Origin of the sequence: Enterobacter sp. 237C8 (assembly GCF_034106865.1) — a bacterium.
In the GTDB taxonomy this organism is placed as follows: domain Bacteria; phylum Pseudomonadota; class Gammaproteobacteria; order Enterobacterales; family Enterobacteriaceae; genus Enterobacter; species Enterobacter asburiae_B.
The window spans coordinates 48679-66165 of sequence record NZ_JAWNDF010000013.1 but is presented as its reverse complement, the minus strand read 5'-3'; the positions used below and the strand labels follow the sequence as shown (position 1 = coordinate 66165).

The following is a 17487-nucleotide window of genomic DNA, read 5'->3' as shown; positions in this document are numbered from 1 at the left end:
GACACCTCCACTCAGAATTTGTAACCGCGATGCAGCGCGACGACACCCGCCGTCAGGTTGAAATATTCAACGTTCTCAAATTCCGCGTCCTGCATCATGGCTTTTAATGTGTCCTGATCCGGGTGCATACGGATAGATTCCGCCAGATAGCGGTAGCTTTCAGCGTCGTTAGCCACCAGCTCACCAATACGCGGCAGCACGTGGAAGGAATAGGCGTCGTAGGCTTTGCTCAGCGGCTCAATGATCGGTTTAGAGAACTCGAGCACCAGCAGACGTCCACCCGGCTTCAGCACGCGGTACATGGAGCGCAGCGCTTTTTCTTTATCGGTCACGTTACGCAGACCGAAAGAGATCGTGATGCAGTCAAAGGTATTGTCCGGGAATGGCAGCGCTTCAGCATTTGCCTGTACATACTCCACATTCCCCACCACGCCGATGTTACGCAGCTTTTCGCGTCCCATTTTCAGCATGGAGTCATTAATATCGGCGAGAACTACGCGACCGGTTTCGCCCACCAGACGGGAGAATTTCGCGGTTAAATCGCCCGTGCCACCGGCTAAATCCAGCACCGTTTGTCCACGACGTACGCCGCTGCAGTCAATGGTGAAGCGCTTCCACAAGCGATGAATGCCGAACGACATCAGGTCATTCATCACATCGTACTTCGCCGCCACGGAATGAAATACGTGGGCCACCATGTCAGCTTTCTGCGCTTTGGCGACAGTCTGAAAGCCAAAGTGCGTTGTGTCTTGTGAATCGTCAGCCATCTCAGAGCCTGCTTATCAGTAAAAGGTTCGTGAAGTGTAACAGATTGGGCGCGTTTGCCCTACGTTTCAACCACCGCGAATGAAACGCGCTGGAGTCTCGTCTGGTGACAAATCCGCCGCTAACGTGTTGTCTTCACTGTTTGTATTTTGTTCATCAGAACCTTCTCGCAGGCGAAATTCGTCGTCCTGGGCGGTGGCCTGTTCGACCAATTCCGGATTAATCTCGCGTTTAACCTCAACCCCCAGGCTGCGGAATGATTCAGCCTGTGCCAGCAGATTGCCGCGTCCGGAGGCGAGTTTTTTCATCGCCTGGCGGTAGTTATCCTGCGCACGATCCAGGCTCTGACCGACTGAAGACATGTCGTCCACGAAGAGGCGCATTTTGTCGTACAGCTTGCTGGCGCGATCGGCAATCTGCTGCGCGTTGCGGCTCTGGTGCTCATAGCGCCACAGGTTCGCAATGGTGCGTAACGCCACCAGCAGCGTGGTGGGGCTGACCAGCATAATGTTATTTTTGAGCGCTTCGGTGATAAGTTCAGGCTGTCTGTCGAGTGCCAGCAGGAACGCGGGTTCTACCGGGATGAACATCAGGACATAGTCCAGCGAGCGCAGACCCGGCAGCTGCTGGTAGTCTTTTCTGCCAAGCAGGCGAATATGATTACGCACGGAGGCAATGTGCTCCTGCAGCGCAGACTCGCGGGTGTAGTCATCGTCCGCATTAAAGTAGCGTTCATACGCCACCAGCGTCATTTTGGCGTCAATCACCACATCTTTACCCTGCGGCAACCGCACAATCACATCCGGCTGCATGCGAGAGCGGGCATCATTTTCGATACTCACCTGCGTTTCGTATTCGTATCCTTCGCGCAGACCAGAGGCCTCCAGCACGCGGGTCAGCACCACTTCTCCCCAGTTGCCCTGGGTTTTGTTATCCCCTTTCAGCGCGCGGGTCAGGTTGACCGCTTCCTGCGCCATTTGCGCATTCAGCTGCTGAAGATTGCGAATCTCATGCGCCAGCGTGTGTCGCTCGCGGGCTTCCTGACCAAAGCTGTCCTGCACCTGACGACGAAAACCGTCCAGCTGTTCGCGCAGCGGCGTCAGCAGGCTGTTCAGGCTCTGGCGGTTCTGTTCGTCAACGCGGCGGTTGCTGTGCTCAAAAATTCGGTTGGCGAGGTTCTCAAACTGTTCGCTGAGGCGCTGCTCGCTGTTGATCATCTGGCGGATTTTGTCTTCCGCATGCAGCTGGGTGGATTCAAGGCGGGTAGTGACTTCGCGGAGATCGGCCTCCAGCGAGGTGTTAATGTCTCGCAGGTTACGCAGCTCGTTGTTGAGCAGTTCGCACTCGTCGCGCCAGTGTTCGCTCAAAGCAAGCTGCTGTTTTGTCGCGCTTAAATCGGCGACCATCTCTTCTCGCTCGGCCAGCTGGTCGGCCTTCTGCTGCGCATGCTGGTAGCTGGAAATCAGCCAGCCAATCCCTAAGCCCACCAGCGCAATCACCGCGTAAATCAGGATCGAGATATCCACAATGCCCCCTGCATCAACGTATTACCCGCACAAAATAGAATTGTGCTGTATAAACGTCCAGTTTGAAAGGGTTTTCCTGCGAGGCGCTACGCAAAAAATAAAGGCCGAACGCGTCGGCCTTTGATTTCAGAAGAGAGGATTAGATCAGGCGACGCGCTGCTTCCACCACGATTTTCACTGCATGACTTTCGGTCTGCTTCATGGTTTCGGCGTTCGGGATCTCCTGCTGGGTGCGGTTGACGATAACGCCCGCCACCATACCGGCACGCAGACCCTGGCTTGCGCACATGGTCAGCAGCGTTGCGGATTCCATTTCGTAGTTCATCACGCCCATGGACTGCCACTCTTCCATTGAGCCTTTGAAACGGCTAACCACGCGGCCTGAGAAGGTGTCGTAACGCTCCTGGCCCGGGTAGAAGGTGTCGGAAGAGGCGGTGACGCCCACGTGGGTGGTCGCGCCCACGGATTTCGCGGCTTCAACCAGCGCGGTGGTGCATTCGAAATCAGCCACTGCCGGGAACTCCATCGGAGCAAAATGCAGGCTTGCGCCGTCCAGACGAACGGACGCGGTCGTGACCAACACGTCTCCGACGTTGATGTGTGGCTGGATAGCGCCAGTGGTACCAATACGCAGGAAAGTACGGATGCCCAGCTGTGCCAGCTCTTCAACAGCAATAGACGTAGACGGACCACCAATACCGGTAGAGCACACGATCACCGCTTTGCCATCCAGCTCTGCGCGCCAGGTGGTGAACTCACGATGGGCAGCCAGCTTGACCGGCTTATCCATCAGCGCGGCGATCTTTTCCACACGCTCAGGATCGCCAGGGACGATAGCGAGCGTAGCCCCTTGTAAATCGTTTTTGGTGAGGCCGAGATGAAAAACATCAGACTTAGACATAGGTGACTCCTCTGTGGGTCGGTTAGTCAGAAGAAGTAAAACGGTACTTTACAGAAGCAGTAAGCATATTTTCGTGACACACCTCACCATGAATGAAAATGATTACATTGAATTTCCATAAAAAAGTGATTCACATCACATTAACAAGTTATAACGCCAGGTGCTGCACAAAAGATAGACCGTTTAAGGCACTGTGAGTTGTTAACCTGGTGTCTATATTTACCTTTGCGCTAACTCATTGGTACGGAGAATGCCATGACTGAAAAAACCGGTTTTGCACCTGCTGCGGCCCCACATGCTTCAACCATCGTGTCGACGCCAGAAGCGGCAATTACCGCGGGCGAGACCTCCATTCCCTCGCAGGGGGAGAATATGCCTGCTTATCACGCACGGCCAAAATCGGCAGACGGTCCGCTGCCCATCGTGATTGTGATTCAGGAGATATTTGGTGTTCACGAACACATTCGCGACCTCTGCCGCCGACTGGCGCTGGAAGGGTATCTGGCCGTTGCGCCAGAGCTTTACTTCCGTCAGGGCGATCCGAACGACTACAGCGATATTCCAACACTGCTCAGCAACCTGGTCAGTAAAGTCCCGGACGCGCAGGTGCTGGCCGATCTCGACCACGTCGCCAGCTGGGCGGCGCGCAACGGCGGCGATCCGCATCGTCTGCTGGTCACGGGTTTCTGCTGGGGTGGACGCATTAGCTGGCTGTATGCCGCGCATAACCCGCAGCTCAAAGCCGCTGTCGCCTGGTACGGCAAACTGGTGGGTGAAAAAACGCTGAATTCACCGAAACATCCCGTCGATATCGCCACGGAGCTAAACGCCCCCGTGTTAGGGCTTTACGGCGGTCAGGACACCGGTATTTCTCTGGATTCGGTAGAGACCATGCGCCATGCGCTCCGTGCGGCCAATGCGAAGGCAGAGATCGTGGTGTATCCGGATGCCGGGCACGCGTTTAACGCCGATTATCGTCCGAGCTATCACGCAGAATCAGCCAAAGATGGCTGGCAAAGAATGCTGGCGTGGTTTAGCCAGTACGGCGGTAAGAAAGCGTAATAAAAAAAGCCCGGTGGCGGCTATGCCTTACCGGGCCTACGCATCATCAAGCCTGACGCAAGTTTTGCGCCGCCTTCACCATGTTCGCCAGCGCCGCGCGCGTCTCCGGCCAGCCGCGGGTTTTCAGTCCGCAGTCCGGGTTCACCCACAGGCGCTCTGCCGGAATGCGCTGGGCCGCTTTTTTCAGCAGGGCTTCAATCCACTCCACGCTCGGCACGTTCGGGGAGTGAATGTCGTACACGCCCGGCCCGATTTCATTCGGGTAGTCGAACTCTTCAAACGACTCCAGCAGCTCCATGTCTGAACGCGAGGTCTCGATGGTGATCACGTCGGCATCCAGCGCGGCAATCGAATCCATGATGTCGTTGAATTCGCAGTAACACATATGGGTGTGGATCTGGGTGTCGTCCTTCGCCACCGCGGCGTTGATGCGGAACGCCTCCACGCCCCACTGCAGGTAGGCATCCCAGTCGCTGCGGCGCAGCGGCAAGCCTTCGCGCAGGGCCGGTTCGTCAATCTGAATAATGCCAATGCCTGCCGCTTCCAGATCCGCCACCTCATCACGCAGCGCCAGGGCGATCTGTTTGGCAATGGTTTCACGAGTCACGTCTTCACGCGGGAACGACCAGCAGAGAATGGTCACCGGACCGGTGAGCATCCCTTTTACCGGCTTGTCGGTCAGGGACTGGGCATACTTCGCCCACTCCACGGTGATCGCTTCCGGGCGGCTGACGTCACCGATAACCACCGGCGGCTTCACGCAGCGTGAGCCGTAGCTCTGCACCCAGCCGTTCTGGGTAAAGACAAAGCCGTCCAGGTGCTCACCGAAGTATTCCACCATGTCGTTACGCTCGGCCTCGCCGTGCACCAGCACGTCCAGCCCCAGGCGTTCCTGCTCGATAATCGCCTGCTTGATGTGTTCCGCGATGCCGGTGCGGTAGTGATTCGCATCCAGATTGCCCTTTTTAAAGTCCAGGCGCAGGCCGCGGATCTCCGTAGTTTGCGGGAAAGAACCGATCGTCGTTGTTGGCCACGCGGGCAGATTGAAGCGGGCGCGCTGCGCTTCAGCGCGCACCTCGTACGGGCTCTGCCGCTGGCTGTCCCGGGCGGTGATGGCCGCCAGGCGTTTTTCCACCGCCGGGTTGTGCACGCGCGCCGAGTGACGGCGCGCCTGGGTCGGCGCGCTCCATTCGGTAATCGCCGCCGTGTCGCCGCTGTTCAGCGCGTCGCGCAGCAGCGTCAGCTCTTCACATTTTTGCAGGGCGAAAGCAAACCAGCTTTTCACCTCGGCATCCAGACGGGTCTCTACGCTCAGATCGATCGGGCTGTGCAGCAGCGAACAGGACGAGGCCACCCACAGCTCACGTTTGCCGACGATGTCTTTGATTTGCGCGTATTTCTCGGTGAGATCGGCGCGCCAGACGTTACGGCCGTTGATCAGCCCGGCAGAGAGCAGCCAGTCCGCTGGCAAACGCTTGTGCAGCTCCGCCACATCATCTTTACCGTGTACGAGGTCAACGTGCAGGCCCTGGACCGGCAGCGCGGTAATGGTCTTCAGGTTCGGCGTCACGCCTTCAAAATAGGTCGTCAGCAGGAGTTTTACCTGACCGGTGAGCGCGTCATACGCCGGTTTGAAGGCATCGAGCCAATCCTGCGGCAGCTCAAGCACCAGCGCCGGTTCGTCGATTTGCACCCACTGAATGCCGCGTTTGCCCAGCTCACTCAGTACCTGTTTGTAGACCGGCAGAATATCCTTCAGCAGGCTGAGTCGGTCAAACGGCTCGCCCTTTACTTTGCCCAGCCACAGGTACGTTACCGGCCCGAGCAGCACCGGCTTCACCTGGTGGCCCAGCGCCAGCGCTTCATCCACTTCGTCCAGAAGCTGCGTCCAGGCCAGCCTGAACTGCTGACCTTTGACGAACTCCGGCACCATATAGTGATAGTTGGTGTTAAACCACTTGGTCATTTCCGCCGCTGCCGCTGGCTCACCCGTCGGCGCGCGGCCACGGCCGATGCGGAACAGGGTATCGATATCTACCGATCCATCTTTGTTCTGATGACGAGCCGGCACGTTGCCAAGCAGCAGGCTGGTCGTCAGAACATGGTCGTACCAGGCGAAATCGCCCACCGGCAGCAGGTCAATGCCCGCCTGTTTTTGCTGATCCCAGTGGCGGGCGCGCAGCTCGCGTCCTGCCGCCAGCAGTTCTTCACGGGTGGCATTACCCGCCCAGTAGCTTTCTTGCGCTTTTTTCAGCTCGCGACGCAGGCCGACGCGAGGGAAACCGAGAGTGTGATTGCGGATTGTCATGGTGTGCCCCTTGTGAAATTCGTTATTTAGACGTCCAGATGTTTACACTTCTATAATTGGCAGGTACTGTATATTCCTCAAGCGCAATATGTTCATGGCGAAGTGAAGGACTTTCATGATCGAGATTAAACACCTGAAAACGCTACAAGCGTTGCGGAACTGCGGTTCGCTCGCGGCGGCTGCGGCCACGCTGCACCAGACCCAGTCCGCCCTTTCTCACCAGTTCAGCGATCTGGAACAACGCCTCGGCTTCCGTCTTTTTGTGCGTAAGAGCCAGCCGCTACGCTTTACGCCGCAGGGTGAAATTCTTCTTCAGCTGGCGAATCAGGTACTGCCGCAAATCGCGAGCGCGCTGCAGGCGTGTAACGAACCGCAGCAGACCAAACTGCGCATCGCCATTGAGTGCCACAGCTGTATTCAGTGGCTGACCCCCGCGCTTGAGAACTTCCGCCAGAAGTGGCCGCAGGTGGAGATGGACTTCAAATCCGGCGTGACCTTTGACCCGCAGCCGTCGCTGCAGCAGGGCGAGCTGGATCTGGTCATGACCTCTGATATCCTGCCGCGCAGCGGCCTGCACTATTCGCCGATGTTTGATTATGAAGTGCGCCTGGTGCTGGCGCCGGATCACCCGCTGGCCGCCAAAACGCGCATCACGCCGGAAGACCTGGCGACAGAGACGCTGCTGATTTATCCGGTGCAGCGCAGCCGCCTGGATATCTGGCGCCACTTCCTGCAGCCGGCAGGCATTAGCCCGCAGCTGAAAAGCGTGGATAACACCCTGCTGCTGATTCAGATGGTGGCGGCCAGAATGGGTATCGCGGCGCTGCCGCACTGGGTGGTGGAGAGTTTTGAACGCCAGGGTCTGGTGCAGACCAAAACCCTGGGTGAAGGACTGTGGAGCCGACTGTACGCCGCCGTGCGCGATGGCGAGCAGCGTCAGCCGATTACGGAGGCGTTTATTCGCTCAGCGCGGAACCACGCGTGCGACCATCTTCCGTTTGTGCGGAGCGCGGAGCGACCCATCGGCGATGGACCCACAGCGAAGCCAGGATCACCGCTCCCCCAATAAGGAAGCTCGGCCAGTGCGGCTGTTGCTGCCAGATGGCGAGATTGACCAGCAGCCCTGCCGGGACATGCACGTTATTCATGATCCCCAGCGTACCGGCGTCTACCTGCGTAGCGCCGTAGTTCCACATGAAGTATCCCAGCCCTGACGCCACTACGCCCAGCCAGACCAGAACGCCCCACTGCACGGCGGTGGTCGGCAGTTTTTGCGGGTTGCCGAGCATAAACCACGCCGCCACCGCGACAATCGCGGCGCCCATATAGAACCAGGCAAACGCGTTATGCTGCGGCATCGGACGGGTTTCCATCAGGCGTTTGTAGCCCACCATGCCGATGGCGAAGCTGATGTTGGCGAGCTGGACGAACATCAGTCCGGTCCAGAAGTGATCGCTGACTTTGTCATAGCGAATAATCGCCGCGCCGATCACCGCCAGCGCGGCGCTCAGCAGGTATCCCCAGCGCAGACGGCGTCTGCTGAGCAGGTCGTAAATCAGCGTGATATAGAGCGGCGTCAGCACGGTAAAGAGCAGGAATTCAGAGACGGACAGGTAGACGTAGGCCCGGAAGCTGAACAGATACATGATGCCGAGCTGCATCGCCCCCACCAGCATATACAGCACAATCGTTTTCAGCGATTGCCCGCGCTTGCGCAGAAACGGCAGGAAAACCAGCGCCGCCAGCCCCACGCGCATCAGCACCGAGAAGTAGCTGTCGACCGAACCGGCAAGGTATTCGCCAATCAGGCTAAAGGAGAAGGCCCACAGGATAGTGGTGATAATGAGTAGCGCCACAATGCTTGTCTCTCAGAAAGAAGGAGAGGCATTGTAGCGAACTCTTTAGTTGACAACTGAGCAATAAACAACCGAATGAAGATTATTCAAGGAACAGTTTGCGCAGATACTTCGGTACCGCGTTGTCAGCGTTAGAACCAATCACTTCCAGCTCAGGGTGCAGATCCTTCAGACGCTGGTGCGCGTTCTGCATGATGCAGCCCTTGCCCGCCATCGAAAGCATCTCGGCGTCATTCATGCCGTCACCAAAGGCGATACAGTCTTTCAGCCCGAAGCCCAGACGTTTCGCAACCGCTTCCAGCGCGTGACCTTTAGAGACGCCGCCCGCCATCACTTCCAGACAGGTCAGGGTTGAGAAGCTCACGTTGACGCGATCGCCCCAGCGGGCGTTGATCGCCTGTTCAAGCGGGAGCAGCTCTTCGTGGCTGTCACAGGTGAAGAACACCTTGCTGATCCCTTCCGGCTCCAGCAGGCCCGGTTCGTAGAGGGAGTAGTTGAATACCGCTTCCTTGAAGAAACGCATTTCATCCGGGCGATGGCGGTTCATAAACCAGTCGTCGTCGCGGTAAACGTTAGTGACGATAGCCGGGTTGTTATGCACCACGCCGAACAGATCGGCGGCGATATCGCGATCCAGGTTGTGGGTAAAGATCAGGTTGCCGTCGGTATCATGCACGCGCGCACCGTTGGAGGTGATCATGTACGATTTGATCTCAAGATTATCGCGGATCTGCCCCACGTCCACGTGGTGGCGGCCGGTGGCGAACACAAAGTTCACGCCACGGGCAGTCAGGAGTTTTAAGGTCTCTTTCGCGTAAGGCGACAGGGTGTGGTCGGGGGAAAGCAGCGTGCCATCTAAATCAGATGCAACAACCTGGTACATAGGGATTTCAACCTCTGGTGGAAAACAAGAATCAATTATGCCTGTTGAAAAATTCAACAATGGCGTTAAGCGCGACTGAGCGCATAGCGTCCTTTTCAAAAAGGATCTCATGGAACGCGCCGTTAATGACCAGCGGTTTACCCCCTTCACAAGGGTGACCGGCTGCAGCGCGCAGTTCACAATAGCGGTCATGCATGCGGTTATCCACCACACGCTCTTCTTCCGCCTGGATCAGAAGCGTCGGCGTGTCATCATCGCCTACGCCCGCCAGCACCTGCTCACCGGCCAGAATACCCTCCCGCACCCAGTGCCAGGTCGGGCCGCCGACGCGCAAGCGCGGTTCATCGGCATAAAAGCGCAGGTTGCGGCGATAACGCTGCCGGCTGTGGGTTAAGACGTTGATGGCGAACGGCAGCGCGCGCCAGCGTCCTGTGCCAATGGCGTAACCTTCACGAATGCGCTGATGGCCCTCAGCCCAGTCAAGAAGATGGCGCACCATCCAGTCAGGAAAACGGATGACGATACCGTACATCGGCGCGGTGAGCGCAATGGCGTCGCACTGGTGCGCGTAACGCTGCAAAAACAGCGTCGAAATGGCGCCGCCCATGGAGTGCGCAAGAATATACCGCTTGCGCCAGGGACCGGGCTGAACGTCCTGCTGCCAGAACGCGGCAAAATCGTCGACGTAATCGCTGAAGCGATCGACGTGCCCACGGTGCGTGTCCGGCAGCATACGTCCGGACAGCCCCTGTCCACGATGGTCGATGATCAGGACATCGAACCCCATATGGACCAGGTCATAGGCCAGCTCGGCGTATTTAACGTAGCTTTCAATACGCCCAGGGCAGACCACAATCACCCGGTCATTTTTTTCATTTCGGAAACGAACGAAACGCACCGGGACGCCCCCGATGCCCGTAAACTCATCTTCCTCACGCTGCCGCCAGAAATCGGTCAGCGGCCCCATAGAGAAAGCAGCAAAAGCGTTTTCTCGTGTTTCCCAGTCCTTTTTCTGCTGAAACATTGGGTTTCCACTCACGTAATCCAGGGAATATCGTTTTTTTCGTCACCGGTCACAAAATGACTCAATAATAGCGTATTGTGGCATAAAAATAGACGGTTCGGGAGTTTCAAATGACCTTCGAATGGTGGTTCGCCTACCTGCTGACATCCATTATCCTCAGCCTTTCTCCGGGTTCGGGTGCTATTAACACCATGACCACCTCCATCAACCACGGCTACCGCGGTGCGGCAGCGTCGATTGCCGGTTTGCAGACCGGGCTGGGCATTCATATTGTGCTGGTCGGGATCGGTCTGGGGACCCTGTTCTCCCGCTCCGTGCTGGCCTTTGAGGTGCTGAAATGGGCCGGGGCAGCGTATCTGATTTGGCTCGGCATCCAGCAGTGGCGCGCGGCAGGCTCCATCAACCTGAATACGCTGGCTCAGACGCAAAACCGCGGCCATCTGTTTAAACGTGCGGTGTTCGTCAACCTGACCAACCCGAAGAGCATCGTTTTCCTCGCCGCGCTGTTCCCGCAGTTTATCGTTCCGCATCAGCCGCAGGTGATGCAGTACGTGGTGCTGGGCGCGACCACCATTATTGTCGATATCATCGTGATGATTGGTTACGCGACGCTGGCGCAGCGAATTGCGGCGTGGATTAAAGGGCCTAAGCAGATGAAGGCCCTGAATAAAGTCTTTGGCTCGCTGTTTATGCTGGTTGGCGCGCTGCTTGCGTCAGCGCGTCATGCTTAGCGAGAAATGATGAGATGAATGCCGAAGCCGGCGAACAGCGCGCCGGCGAAGCCGTCAATCCACTTCGCGATACGCTGGTAGCCGCGGCGCATTGCCGGTAAGGCGAACAGGCTGGCTACGATGGTAAACCAGGCAAAGGTTTCAACGACGATCAGCAGGAAGATGCCCCAGCGTGCGCCCGCGCCGACGCTATCGCCGACAAACAGCGAGAACACCGAGCCGAAATAGATAATCGCTTTTGGGTTCGCCAGATTGGTCAGCAGCCCTTTTACAAAGCTGCGACCGCCCGTAGCCAGCTCGACCTTCGGCTCTTGCGGTTTTTTCTCTTCTTTCTTCAGCGCCCCGCGCAGCATCTGGTAGCCCATCCAGCACAGGTACAGCCCGCCGCCGACCATAATGATGTTATGCAGCCAGGCCATCTTCGCCAGGATAAGGTTCAGACCGAGCAGCGCAACGGCCGCCCAGACCATAACGCCCATGGTGATACCGAGCACGCCCATCATCGCCTCTTTGCGGGAGCGGCTGACGGCCGTTTGTGATACGAAGAAAAAATCCGGGCCGGGGCTCATCAGCGCAACGATGTGCACCAACGCCACGGTGAGAAATAGCATTAACATAATTAGCTCGCGGGGAAATAATTTAGTGAGTCATCATCCTGGCACTTTTTCGCCCGGCTGACTACTCCTCATCATCACCGTCGGCGTGAGAGCGGATGAGCGCCATAAACTCTTTACCGAAGCGCTCCAGCTTGCGCGTTCCCACGCCGTTGACGCTGAGCATTTCGCTGGCGCTGAGCGGCATCTGCTCGGCCATCTCGATCAGCGTCGCGTCGTTGAACACCACGTAAGGCGGGATGTTTTCTTCGTCGGCGATGGCCTTACGCAGCTTGCGCAGTTTGGCGAACAGCTTGCGGTCGTAGTTGCCGCCGTAGGATTTCTGCATCACGCGTGGCTTCAGGGCGATGACGCGCGGCACGGCGAGCTTGAGTTCAACGTCACCGCGCAGGACCGGACGCGCCGCCTCAGTCAGCTGCAGGGCGGAGTGCTGGGCAATGTTCTGCGTGGCGAAGCCGAGGTGGATCAGCTGGCGAATGATACTCACCCAGTGTTCGTGGCTCTGCTCCTTGCCAATACCGTAGACCGGCAGCTTGTCGTGGCCCATTTCGCGGATACGCTGGTTATTGGCGCCGCGCAGCACCTCAACCACGTAGCCCATCCCGAAGCGTTGATTCACACGGTAAATGGTCGAGAGCGCTTTACGCGCGTCCATCAGGCCATCGTACTGTTTCGGCGGATCGAGGCAGATATCGCAGTTGCCGCACGGCTCCTGGCGGCCTTCACCAAAGTAGTTGAGCAGTACCAGACGGCGGCAGGTTTGCGCTTCGGCAAACGCGCCCATCGCGTTGAGCTTGTGGCGCTCGATATCCTGCAGCTGTCCCTGCGGCTTCTCTTCCAGACAGCGGCGCAGCCACGCCATATCGGCCGGATCGTAAAACAGCATCGCTTCCGCAGGCAGACCGTCACGCCCGGCGCGGCCGGTTTCCTGATAGTAGGATTCGATATTGCGCGGGATGTCGAAGTGCACCACAAAGCGCACGTTGGGCTTGTTGATCCCCATCCCAAACGCCACCGTTGCGACCACGATCTGCAGGTCATCGCGCTGGAATTTCTCCTGCACGTCGGCGCGGATGTGGTTCTCTAATCCGGCGTGATAGGCGGCGGCGCTAAAGCCGCGGTTTTGCAGACGCGCGGCGGTGTCTTCCACCTTCGCACGGCTGTTACAGTAGATGATGCCGGACTTGCCGCGCTGCTCCTGGACGTAGCGCAGGAGCTGATCCAGCGGCTTGAATTTTTCCATCAGCATATAGCGGATGTTAGGGCGGTCGAAGCTGCTGACCTGAATATAGGGGTCGTTCAGCCCGAGCAGACGAACGATGTCCAGACGGGTGGTGTCATCCGCCGTGGCGGTAAGCGCCATAAACGGCAGCTCGGGGAAGCGCTGACGCAGCTGGCCGAGAGCGGCGTATTCCGGGCGGAAATCGTGCCCCCACTGGGAAATACAGTGCGCTTCATCCACCGCCAGCAGGACCGGGTTCCAGTGCGCCAGGTGATCGAGGAAGTTATCCAGCATCAGGCGTTCCGGCGCGATATACAGCAGGCGGATCTGCCCGGTACGACAACCGGCCATCACCTCTTGCTGCTGCTCCCGGGTTTGGGTCGAGTTGAGACAGGCCGCCGCCACGCCGTTGGCGAGCAGCTGGTCAACCTGGTCTTTCATCAGAGAAATAAGGGGGGATACCACGACCGTCAGGCCGTTAAGCACCAGCGCGGGCACCTGATAACAGAGGGACTTACCGCCGCCGGTCGGCATCACCACCAGGCAATCACGACCTTCCAGCACCGTTTCAATGATGGTTTCCTGGCCGGGGCGGAACTGCTGGTAGCCAAAGGTTTCATGCAAAACCTGTTTAGCCAGCGACTCCTGATTCAATACTTCCGCCTGCGCCACGTTAACCCCATATGCCAGAAATGAAACAGGCGCTATTTTCAGCGCCTGAGAGAGAAACTTCAACGTTTAACGCAAAAACATTCGAACAGCCTAGAGAATATCGTTCAGCATCACGCCCACGCCGATGCGGGTCTGGTTGAAGTTGTAATCGATAAGCGACTCGCCGTAACCGCTGTACACCTGAGTATAGATGCGGACATGCTTCGTCATTGGATAGCTTAAGCCCACTTCCGCACCGCCGTAGCCGGTGTTCCAGTTGTACTGGCCTTTGGCGCTGAGCACGGCATCACCCAACTGATAGCCGACTTTGAGCTGGTAGTAGCCCATATATTTGGTGATATCCGGGTTGTCATCGGTTTCGCCCACCACATACCACGGCTTCACTTCCACCATCCAGTTACCGTTCTGCGCCATCAGACGCGTATAGGCACGGTTCCAGCTGCGCGAGGTAGGATCAGAGCGACCGTTGGAATCGTGGTTAAAGCCCACTTCGACGTCACGCAGCGTCCAGCCCGCAAACTCATAATCCGTTGCAAAACCGAGGAACAGCTGCGGCTCATAGTTGGTTTCACGGAACGGCGAGGATTCTCCGCTGTTAGAGAGCTGCCACCAGGATTTCTGGGTGTAAGACGCCCCGAGCACCGAGTTCGGCCCCAGAATACCGCGCCAGAACGGGAACGCGAGGCTGAGCTGGAACTTCACCTCATCTTTACGGGCATTATCAGACCAGTTATAGGAGCTTATCGCCTCTTTGTTGAGATCGCTGGTCTGGGTATAAATCACGTAGTTGGTGTCATACGGATAGAGCGTGAACGGATTGTCATGCTCCTGAAGAAGGTTCGCGATAATGCTACCGTGAACGGCAGGTTTATCATGCACCTCTTTGATCGTCGCTTCCTGCGCATATGCTGTGAGGGGCAGCGCAACCGCCGCCAGTAACCAGGCCAGATACGTCCGCATCGGTGGTGTTCTCCTGCAAAAGAGTAAAATTAGCTGAATAGTTATGTGGCGAACATTCTACAGACTTCTGCGACAACTGCTGCATCCTCGTTTCTGAAAGTGGAATTCCTTGTTGCCGAGGCATAAAATCAACATTTCGTTAACAATAAGGATGTGATGCCTCATGTCAGCCATGCTTACCGCCGAAGAAGTGTTAAAACTCGTGGGCGAGATTTTTGTTTACCATATGCCGTTTAATCGCGCGCTGGGACTGGAGCTGGAGCGTTACGAGAAAGATTTTGCCCAGCTGAGCTTTAACAACCAGCCGATGATGGTGGGTAACTGGGCGCAAAGTATTTTGCACGGCGGCGTGATTGCCTCCGCGCTGGACGTGGCGGCAGGTCTGGTCTGCGTGGGCAGCACGCTGACCCGCCATGACACCATCAACGAAGACGAACTCCGCCAGCGTCTGGCGCGCATGGGCACCATTGATTTGCGCGTCGACTATCTTCGCCCGGGGCGCGGAAATCGCTTTACCTGTACCAGCAGCCTACTGCGCGCGGGAAATAAAGTTGCCGTGGCACGCGTTGAATTACACAACGAAGAGCAGGTATATATCGCCAGCGCAACCGCCACTTATATGGTGGGTTGAGGCGGCAAAATCGGGTAAAATTAATTCACTTTTTTGTAACGGATTTTCCCGATGGATGCTAAACAGACGCGGCAGGGCGTTTTACTCGCCCTTGCCGCTTATTTTATTTGGGGTATCGCCCCGGCGTATTTCAAGCTTATCGCCTACGTTCCGGCCGATGAGATCCTGACTCACCGTGTTATCTGGTCATTCTTCTTTATGATTGCACTGATGAGCCTCAGCCGTCAGTGGTCGGGCGTCAAAACGCTACTGCAAACCCCGAAAAAGATTTTCCTGCTGGCGCTCTCCGCGGTGCTGATTGGCGGCAACTGGCTGCTGTTTATCTGGGCGGTGAATAACCATCACATGCTCGAAGCGAGCCTGGGGTACTTCATTAACCCGCTGGTGAATATCGTGCTGGGGATGATTTTCCTCGGTGAGCGCTTCCGCCGGATGCAGTGGGTGGCGGTGATTCTGGCCTTCTGCGGCGTACTGGTGCAGCTCTGGACCTTCGGCTCGCTGCCGATTATTGCCCTCGGCCTGGCGTTCAGCTTTGCGTTCTACGGCCTGGTGCGTAAGAAGATTGCGGTGGAAGCGCAGACGGGGATGCTGTTTGAAACCCTGTGGCTGCTGCCCGTGGCGGCGATTTATCTCTTCGGCATCGCCGACAGCGCCACCAGCCATATGGGCAGCAACCCGTGGTCGCTGAACCTGATGCTGATGGCGGCGGGCGTGGTGACCACCATTCCACTGCTGTGCTTCACCGGTGCCGCGACGCGCCTGCGTCTCTCCACGCTGGGCTTCTTCCAGTACATTGGCCCGACGCTGATGTTCCTGCTGGCGGTGGTGTTCTACGGTGAGGTGCCGGGGGCGGATAAGATGGTGACGTTCGCCTTTATCTGGGTGGCGCTGGCAATCTTTGTTGCGGATGCGATTTATACCCAGCGCAGGGTGCGCAAAGGGTTGTGATGTTGCCCTCACCCTAACCCTCTCCCACTGGGAGAGGGAATTCGATCGTAGGGCGGGTTAGCGAAGCGCCACCCGCCAGATTTTTACAGCCAGTTCCGGCGCTTAAAGTACAGATACGGCGCCAGCCCCGCGAGGATCATGAAGATAATCGCCCCCGGGTAGCCAAAACTCCACTTCAGCTCCGGCATAAACTCAAAGTTCATCCCGTAGCTGGACGCCACCAGCGTCGGCGGCAGGAACACCACGGACACCACCGAGAAGATCTTGATGATGCGGTTCTGCTCGATGTTGATAAAGCCCATCGCCGCCTGCATCAGGAAGTTCACCTTCTGGAACAGAGATTCGTTGTGCGGCAGCAGGGATTCGATATCGCGTAAGATCTCACGCGCCTGCTCCAGCTGACCGCCCGGCAGACGCGCCTTGCGCACCAGGAAGTTCAGCGCGCGCTGGGTATCCATCAGACACAAGCGCACCTTCCAGCCGATATCTTCCAGCTCCGCCAGCGTGGAGAGCGCTTCGTCGTATTCATCGCCCTGATGGCCTTCCATGATCACGCGGCTCAGCTTTTCCAGATCGCTGTAGATGTTTTCAATTTCGTCCGCCAGCTGTTCAATTTTGGTCTCGAACAGATCGAGCAGCAGCTCGTAAGCGTTACCGTCCACCATTGCCTGGCTGCGGGCGCGCATGCGGTAGAGGCGGAATGCCGGCAGCTCGCGCTCGCGCAGGGTAAACAGACGGCCGTCGCGAATGGTAAACGCCACGGTGGAGTTACCCGCGTGGTCTTCCGCATCTTCAAAGAAGAAGAAGGAGTGAATATGCAGACCGTCTTCGTCTTCAAAAAAACGCGCGGATGCTTCGATGTCTTCCAGTTCCGGGCGGGTTGCCAGGCTTTGCCCCAGTTCAGATTGTACGCGAAGGCGTTCATCGTCGTCCGGCTCGACCAGATCCACCCATACGGCATCAATGAGGGGCTGTGACTCTTCGGCTTCAAGCCGAGTCAGTCGGTTATTTTCGAGTTGAAATGCGCTCAACATGACCGGGACTCCCAATGCAAAAAATATCGGACAGTTCGGTGGGCACACAGAAACAAATTGGGTTTCAGACCATTAAACAGCCTGACTCAGCGCGACGGGAATAATGCAGGTCGCTGACAACCACTAAGGCCATCAGCAAGAGGAGATAGCCTTAGGAGTTGTTCCTGGATGACAGGGAATTGAGCCAGTATCTACTGGGTGTGTCCAAGGCGAATGTCCTCTTAGCGTAATCGTGCGCGCATGTTACGCCAGCTATAACTATGGCGTCAACACGCAACGGAACGCTGAAGGGCATTAATTGACCTTCGCTGTATAAGGCTAGCAGATTATTACAAAATAATGATATTTTT

At 57.2% G+C, this 17487-nt stretch carries 17 protein-coding genes; 5 read left to right on the top strand and 12 right to left on the bottom strand.

The genetic code is table 11. The features are described from left to right. Positions 1 to 11 precede the first annotated feature (11 nt). From ubiE to udp, 3 genes are all read right to left on the bottom strand, one after another. Positions 12 to 767 carry a bifunctional demethylmenaquinone methyltransferase/2-methoxy-6-polyprenyl-1,4-benzoquinol methylase UbiE gene (gene ubiE / locus USF70_RS20815; RefSeq protein ID WP_023309612.1) on the bottom strand — a complete coding sequence of 252 codons (756 nt, stop codon included), beginning with the start codon at positions 765 to 767 and terminating at the stop codon, positions 12 to 14. Positions 768 to 833: 66 nt separating this feature from the next. Then, positions 834 to 2291 (bottom strand): DNA recombination protein RmuC, encoded by a 1458-nt coding sequence (gene rmuC, locus USF70_RS20810; RefSeq protein ID WP_320735972.1) that lies wholly within the window; start codon positions 2289 to 2291, stop codon positions 834 to 836. Positions 2292 to 2430: 139 nt separating this feature from the next. Next, complete coding sequence (gene udp, locus USF70_RS20805) at positions 2431 to 3192, bottom strand: uridine phosphorylase (RefSeq protein ID WP_003860792.1); 762 nt, start codon at positions 3190 to 3192, stop codon at positions 2431 to 2433. 255 nt (positions 3193 to 3447) lie between these two features. Here udp and USF70_RS20800 point away from each other — a divergent pair, with 255 nt between their 5' ends. After that, complete coding sequence (locus USF70_RS20800; RefSeq protein WP_023333795.1) at positions 3448 to 4254, top strand: dienelactone hydrolase family protein; 807 nt, start codon at positions 3448 to 3450, stop codon at positions 4252 to 4254. 46 nt (positions 4255 to 4300) lie between these two features. Here the strand turns inward: USF70_RS20800 and metE are convergent, their stop codons facing one another. Further along, positions 4301 to 6562, bottom strand: a complete 2262-nt coding sequence (gene metE, locus USF70_RS20795) for a 5-methyltetrahydropteroyltriglutamate--homocysteine S-methyltransferase (protein WP_033146892.1) — start codon at positions 6560 to 6562, stop codon at positions 4301 to 4303. 115 nt (positions 6563 to 6677) lie between these two features. Here metE and metR point away from each other — a divergent pair, with 115 nt between their 5' ends. After that, positions 6678 to 7631: an HTH-type transcriptional regulator MetR gene (gene metR, locus USF70_RS20790; protein ID WP_023309616.1), complete on the top strand. Its 954-nt coding sequence runs from the start codon at positions 6678 to 6680 to the stop codon at positions 7629 to 7631. Here the strand turns inward: metR and USF70_RS20785 are convergent. The 3 genes from USF70_RS20785 to pldB all read right to left on the bottom strand — a co-directional run bounded on the left by USF70_RS20785 (position 7519) and on the right by pldB (position 10325). Further along, a complete protein-coding gene (locus USF70_RS20785) occupies positions 7519 to 8418 on the bottom strand; it encodes a carboxylate/amino acid/amine transporter (RefSeq protein ID WP_064673083.1) in 900 nt (299 codons plus the stop codon). The two genes, metR and USF70_RS20785, sit on opposite strands and share 113 nt — an antisense overlap. 82 nt (positions 8419 to 8500) lie before the next feature. Continuing rightward, positions 8501 to 9301, bottom strand: coding sequence for a sugar/pyridoxal phosphate phosphatase YigL (gene yigL, locus USF70_RS20780; protein ID WP_029741831.1), 801 nt, complete (start codon positions 9299 to 9301; stop codon positions 8501 to 8503). Positions 9302 to 9332: 31 nt separating this feature from the next. Then, positions 9333 to 10325 (bottom strand): lysophospholipase L2, encoded by a 993-nt coding sequence (gene pldB, locus USF70_RS20775; protein ID WP_033146896.1) that lies wholly within the window; start codon positions 10323 to 10325, stop codon positions 9333 to 9335. A gap of 110 nt (positions 10326 to 10435) precedes the next feature. On the opposite strand from pldB, the gene rhtB reads away from it, so the two are divergent. Next, positions 10436 to 11056 carry a homoserine/homoserine lactone efflux protein gene (gene rhtB / locus USF70_RS20770; protein ID WP_008501533.1) on the top strand — a complete coding sequence of 207 codons (621 nt, stop codon included), beginning with the start codon at positions 10436 to 10438 and terminating at the stop codon, positions 11054 to 11056. On the opposite strand, the gene rhtC is transcribed toward rhtB, so the two are convergent. The 3 genes from rhtC to pldA form a co-directional block, all read right to left on the bottom strand. Next, positions 11053 to 11673: a threonine export protein RhtC gene (gene rhtC / locus USF70_RS20765; protein WP_025757538.1), complete on the bottom strand. Its 621-nt coding sequence runs from the start codon at positions 11671 to 11673 to the stop codon at positions 11053 to 11055. The genes rhtB and rhtC overlap by 4 nt on opposite strands. Positions 11674 to 11734: 61 nt before the next feature. Then, positions 11735 to 13564, bottom strand: coding sequence for an ATP-dependent DNA helicase RecQ (recQ, locus tag USF70_RS20760; protein WP_064673084.1), 1830 nt, complete (start codon positions 13562 to 13564; stop codon positions 11735 to 11737). Between the two features lie 90 nt (positions 13565 to 13654). After that, positions 13655 to 14524: a phospholipase A gene (pldA, locus tag USF70_RS20755; RefSeq protein ID WP_087822933.1), complete on the bottom strand. Its 870-nt coding sequence runs from the start codon at positions 14522 to 14524 to the stop codon at positions 13655 to 13657. Positions 14525 to 14687: 163 nt separating this feature from the next. Here pldA and yigI point away from each other — a divergent pair, with 163 nt between their 5' ends. Further along, complete coding sequence (gene yigI / locus USF70_RS20750; protein WP_008501538.1) at positions 14688 to 15155, top strand: acyl-CoA thioesterase YigI; 468 nt, start codon at positions 14688 to 14690, stop codon at positions 15153 to 15155. A gap of 51 nt (positions 15156 to 15206) precedes the next feature. Beyond that, positions 15207 to 16103 carry an EamA family transporter RarD gene (gene rarD, locus USF70_RS20745; protein ID WP_023309622.1) on the top strand — a complete coding sequence of 299 codons (897 nt, stop codon included), beginning with the start codon at positions 15207 to 15209 and terminating at the stop codon, positions 16101 to 16103. A gap of 83 nt (positions 16104 to 16186) precedes the next feature. Here the strand turns inward: rarD and corA are convergent, their stop codons facing one another. Then, positions 16187 to 17137, bottom strand: a complete 951-nt coding sequence (gene corA / locus USF70_RS20740) for a magnesium/cobalt transporter CorA (RefSeq protein ID WP_008501540.1) — start codon at positions 17135 to 17137, stop codon at positions 16187 to 16189. A gap of 151 nt (positions 17138 to 17288) precedes the next feature. Then, positions 17289 to 17345 (bottom strand): YsgD/CorL family protein, encoded by a 57-nt coding sequence (gene ysgD / locus USF70_RS20735; RefSeq protein ID WP_212743980.1) that lies wholly within the window; start codon positions 17343 to 17345, stop codon positions 17289 to 17291. Positions 17346 to 17487: the final 142 nt, after the last annotated feature.

What these genes read in the sequence shown, in the direction of transcription:
- udp (WP_003860792.1), bottom strand. Translation starts at nt 3,192, where the DNA reads ATGTCTAAGTCTGATGTTTTTCATCTCGGCCTCACCAAAAACGATTTA.
- pldB (WP_033146896.1), bottom strand. Translation starts at nt 10,325, where the DNA reads ATGTTTCAGCAGAAAAAGGACTGGGAAACACGAGAAAACGCTTTTGCT.
- rhtB (WP_008501533.1), top strand. Translation starts at nt 10,436, where the DNA reads ATGACCTTCGAATGGTGGTTCGCCTACCTGCTGACATCCATTATCCTC.
- pldA (WP_087822933.1), bottom strand. Translation starts at nt 14,524, where the DNA reads ATGCGGACGTATCTGGCCTGGTTACTGGCGGCGGTTGCGCTGCCCCTC.
- ubiE (WP_023309612.1), bottom strand. Translation starts at nt 767, where the DNA reads ATGGCTGACGATTCACAAGACACAACGCACTTTGGCTTTCAGACTGTC.
- metR (WP_023309616.1), top strand. Translation starts at nt 6,678, where the DNA reads ATGATCGAGATTAAACACCTGAAAACGCTACAAGCGTTGCGGAACTGC.
- USF70_RS20800 (WP_023333795.1), top strand. Translation starts at nt 3,448, where the DNA reads ATGACTGAAAAAACCGGTTTTGCACCTGCTGCGGCCCCACATGCTTCA.
- corA (WP_008501540.1), bottom strand. Translation starts at nt 17,137, where the DNA reads ATGTTGAGCGCATTTCAACTCGAAAATAACCGACTGACTCGGCTTGAA.
- yigL (WP_029741831.1), bottom strand. Translation starts at nt 9,301, where the DNA reads ATGTACCAGGTTGTTGCATCTGATTTAGATGGCACGCTGCTTTCCCCC.
- metE (WP_033146892.1), bottom strand. Translation starts at nt 6,562, where the DNA reads ATGACAATCCGCAATCACACTCTCGGTTTCCCTCGCGTCGGCCTGCGT.
- yigI (WP_008501538.1), top strand. Translation starts at nt 14,688, where the DNA reads ATGTCAGCCATGCTTACCGCCGAAGAAGTGTTAAAACTCGTGGGCGAG.
- rarD (WP_023309622.1), top strand. Translation starts at nt 15,207, where the DNA reads ATGGATGCTAAACAGACGCGGCAGGGCGTTTTACTCGCCCTTGCCGCT.
- rhtC (WP_025757538.1), bottom strand. Translation starts at nt 11,673, where the DNA reads ATGTTAATGCTATTTCTCACCGTGGCGTTGGTGCACATCGTTGCGCTG.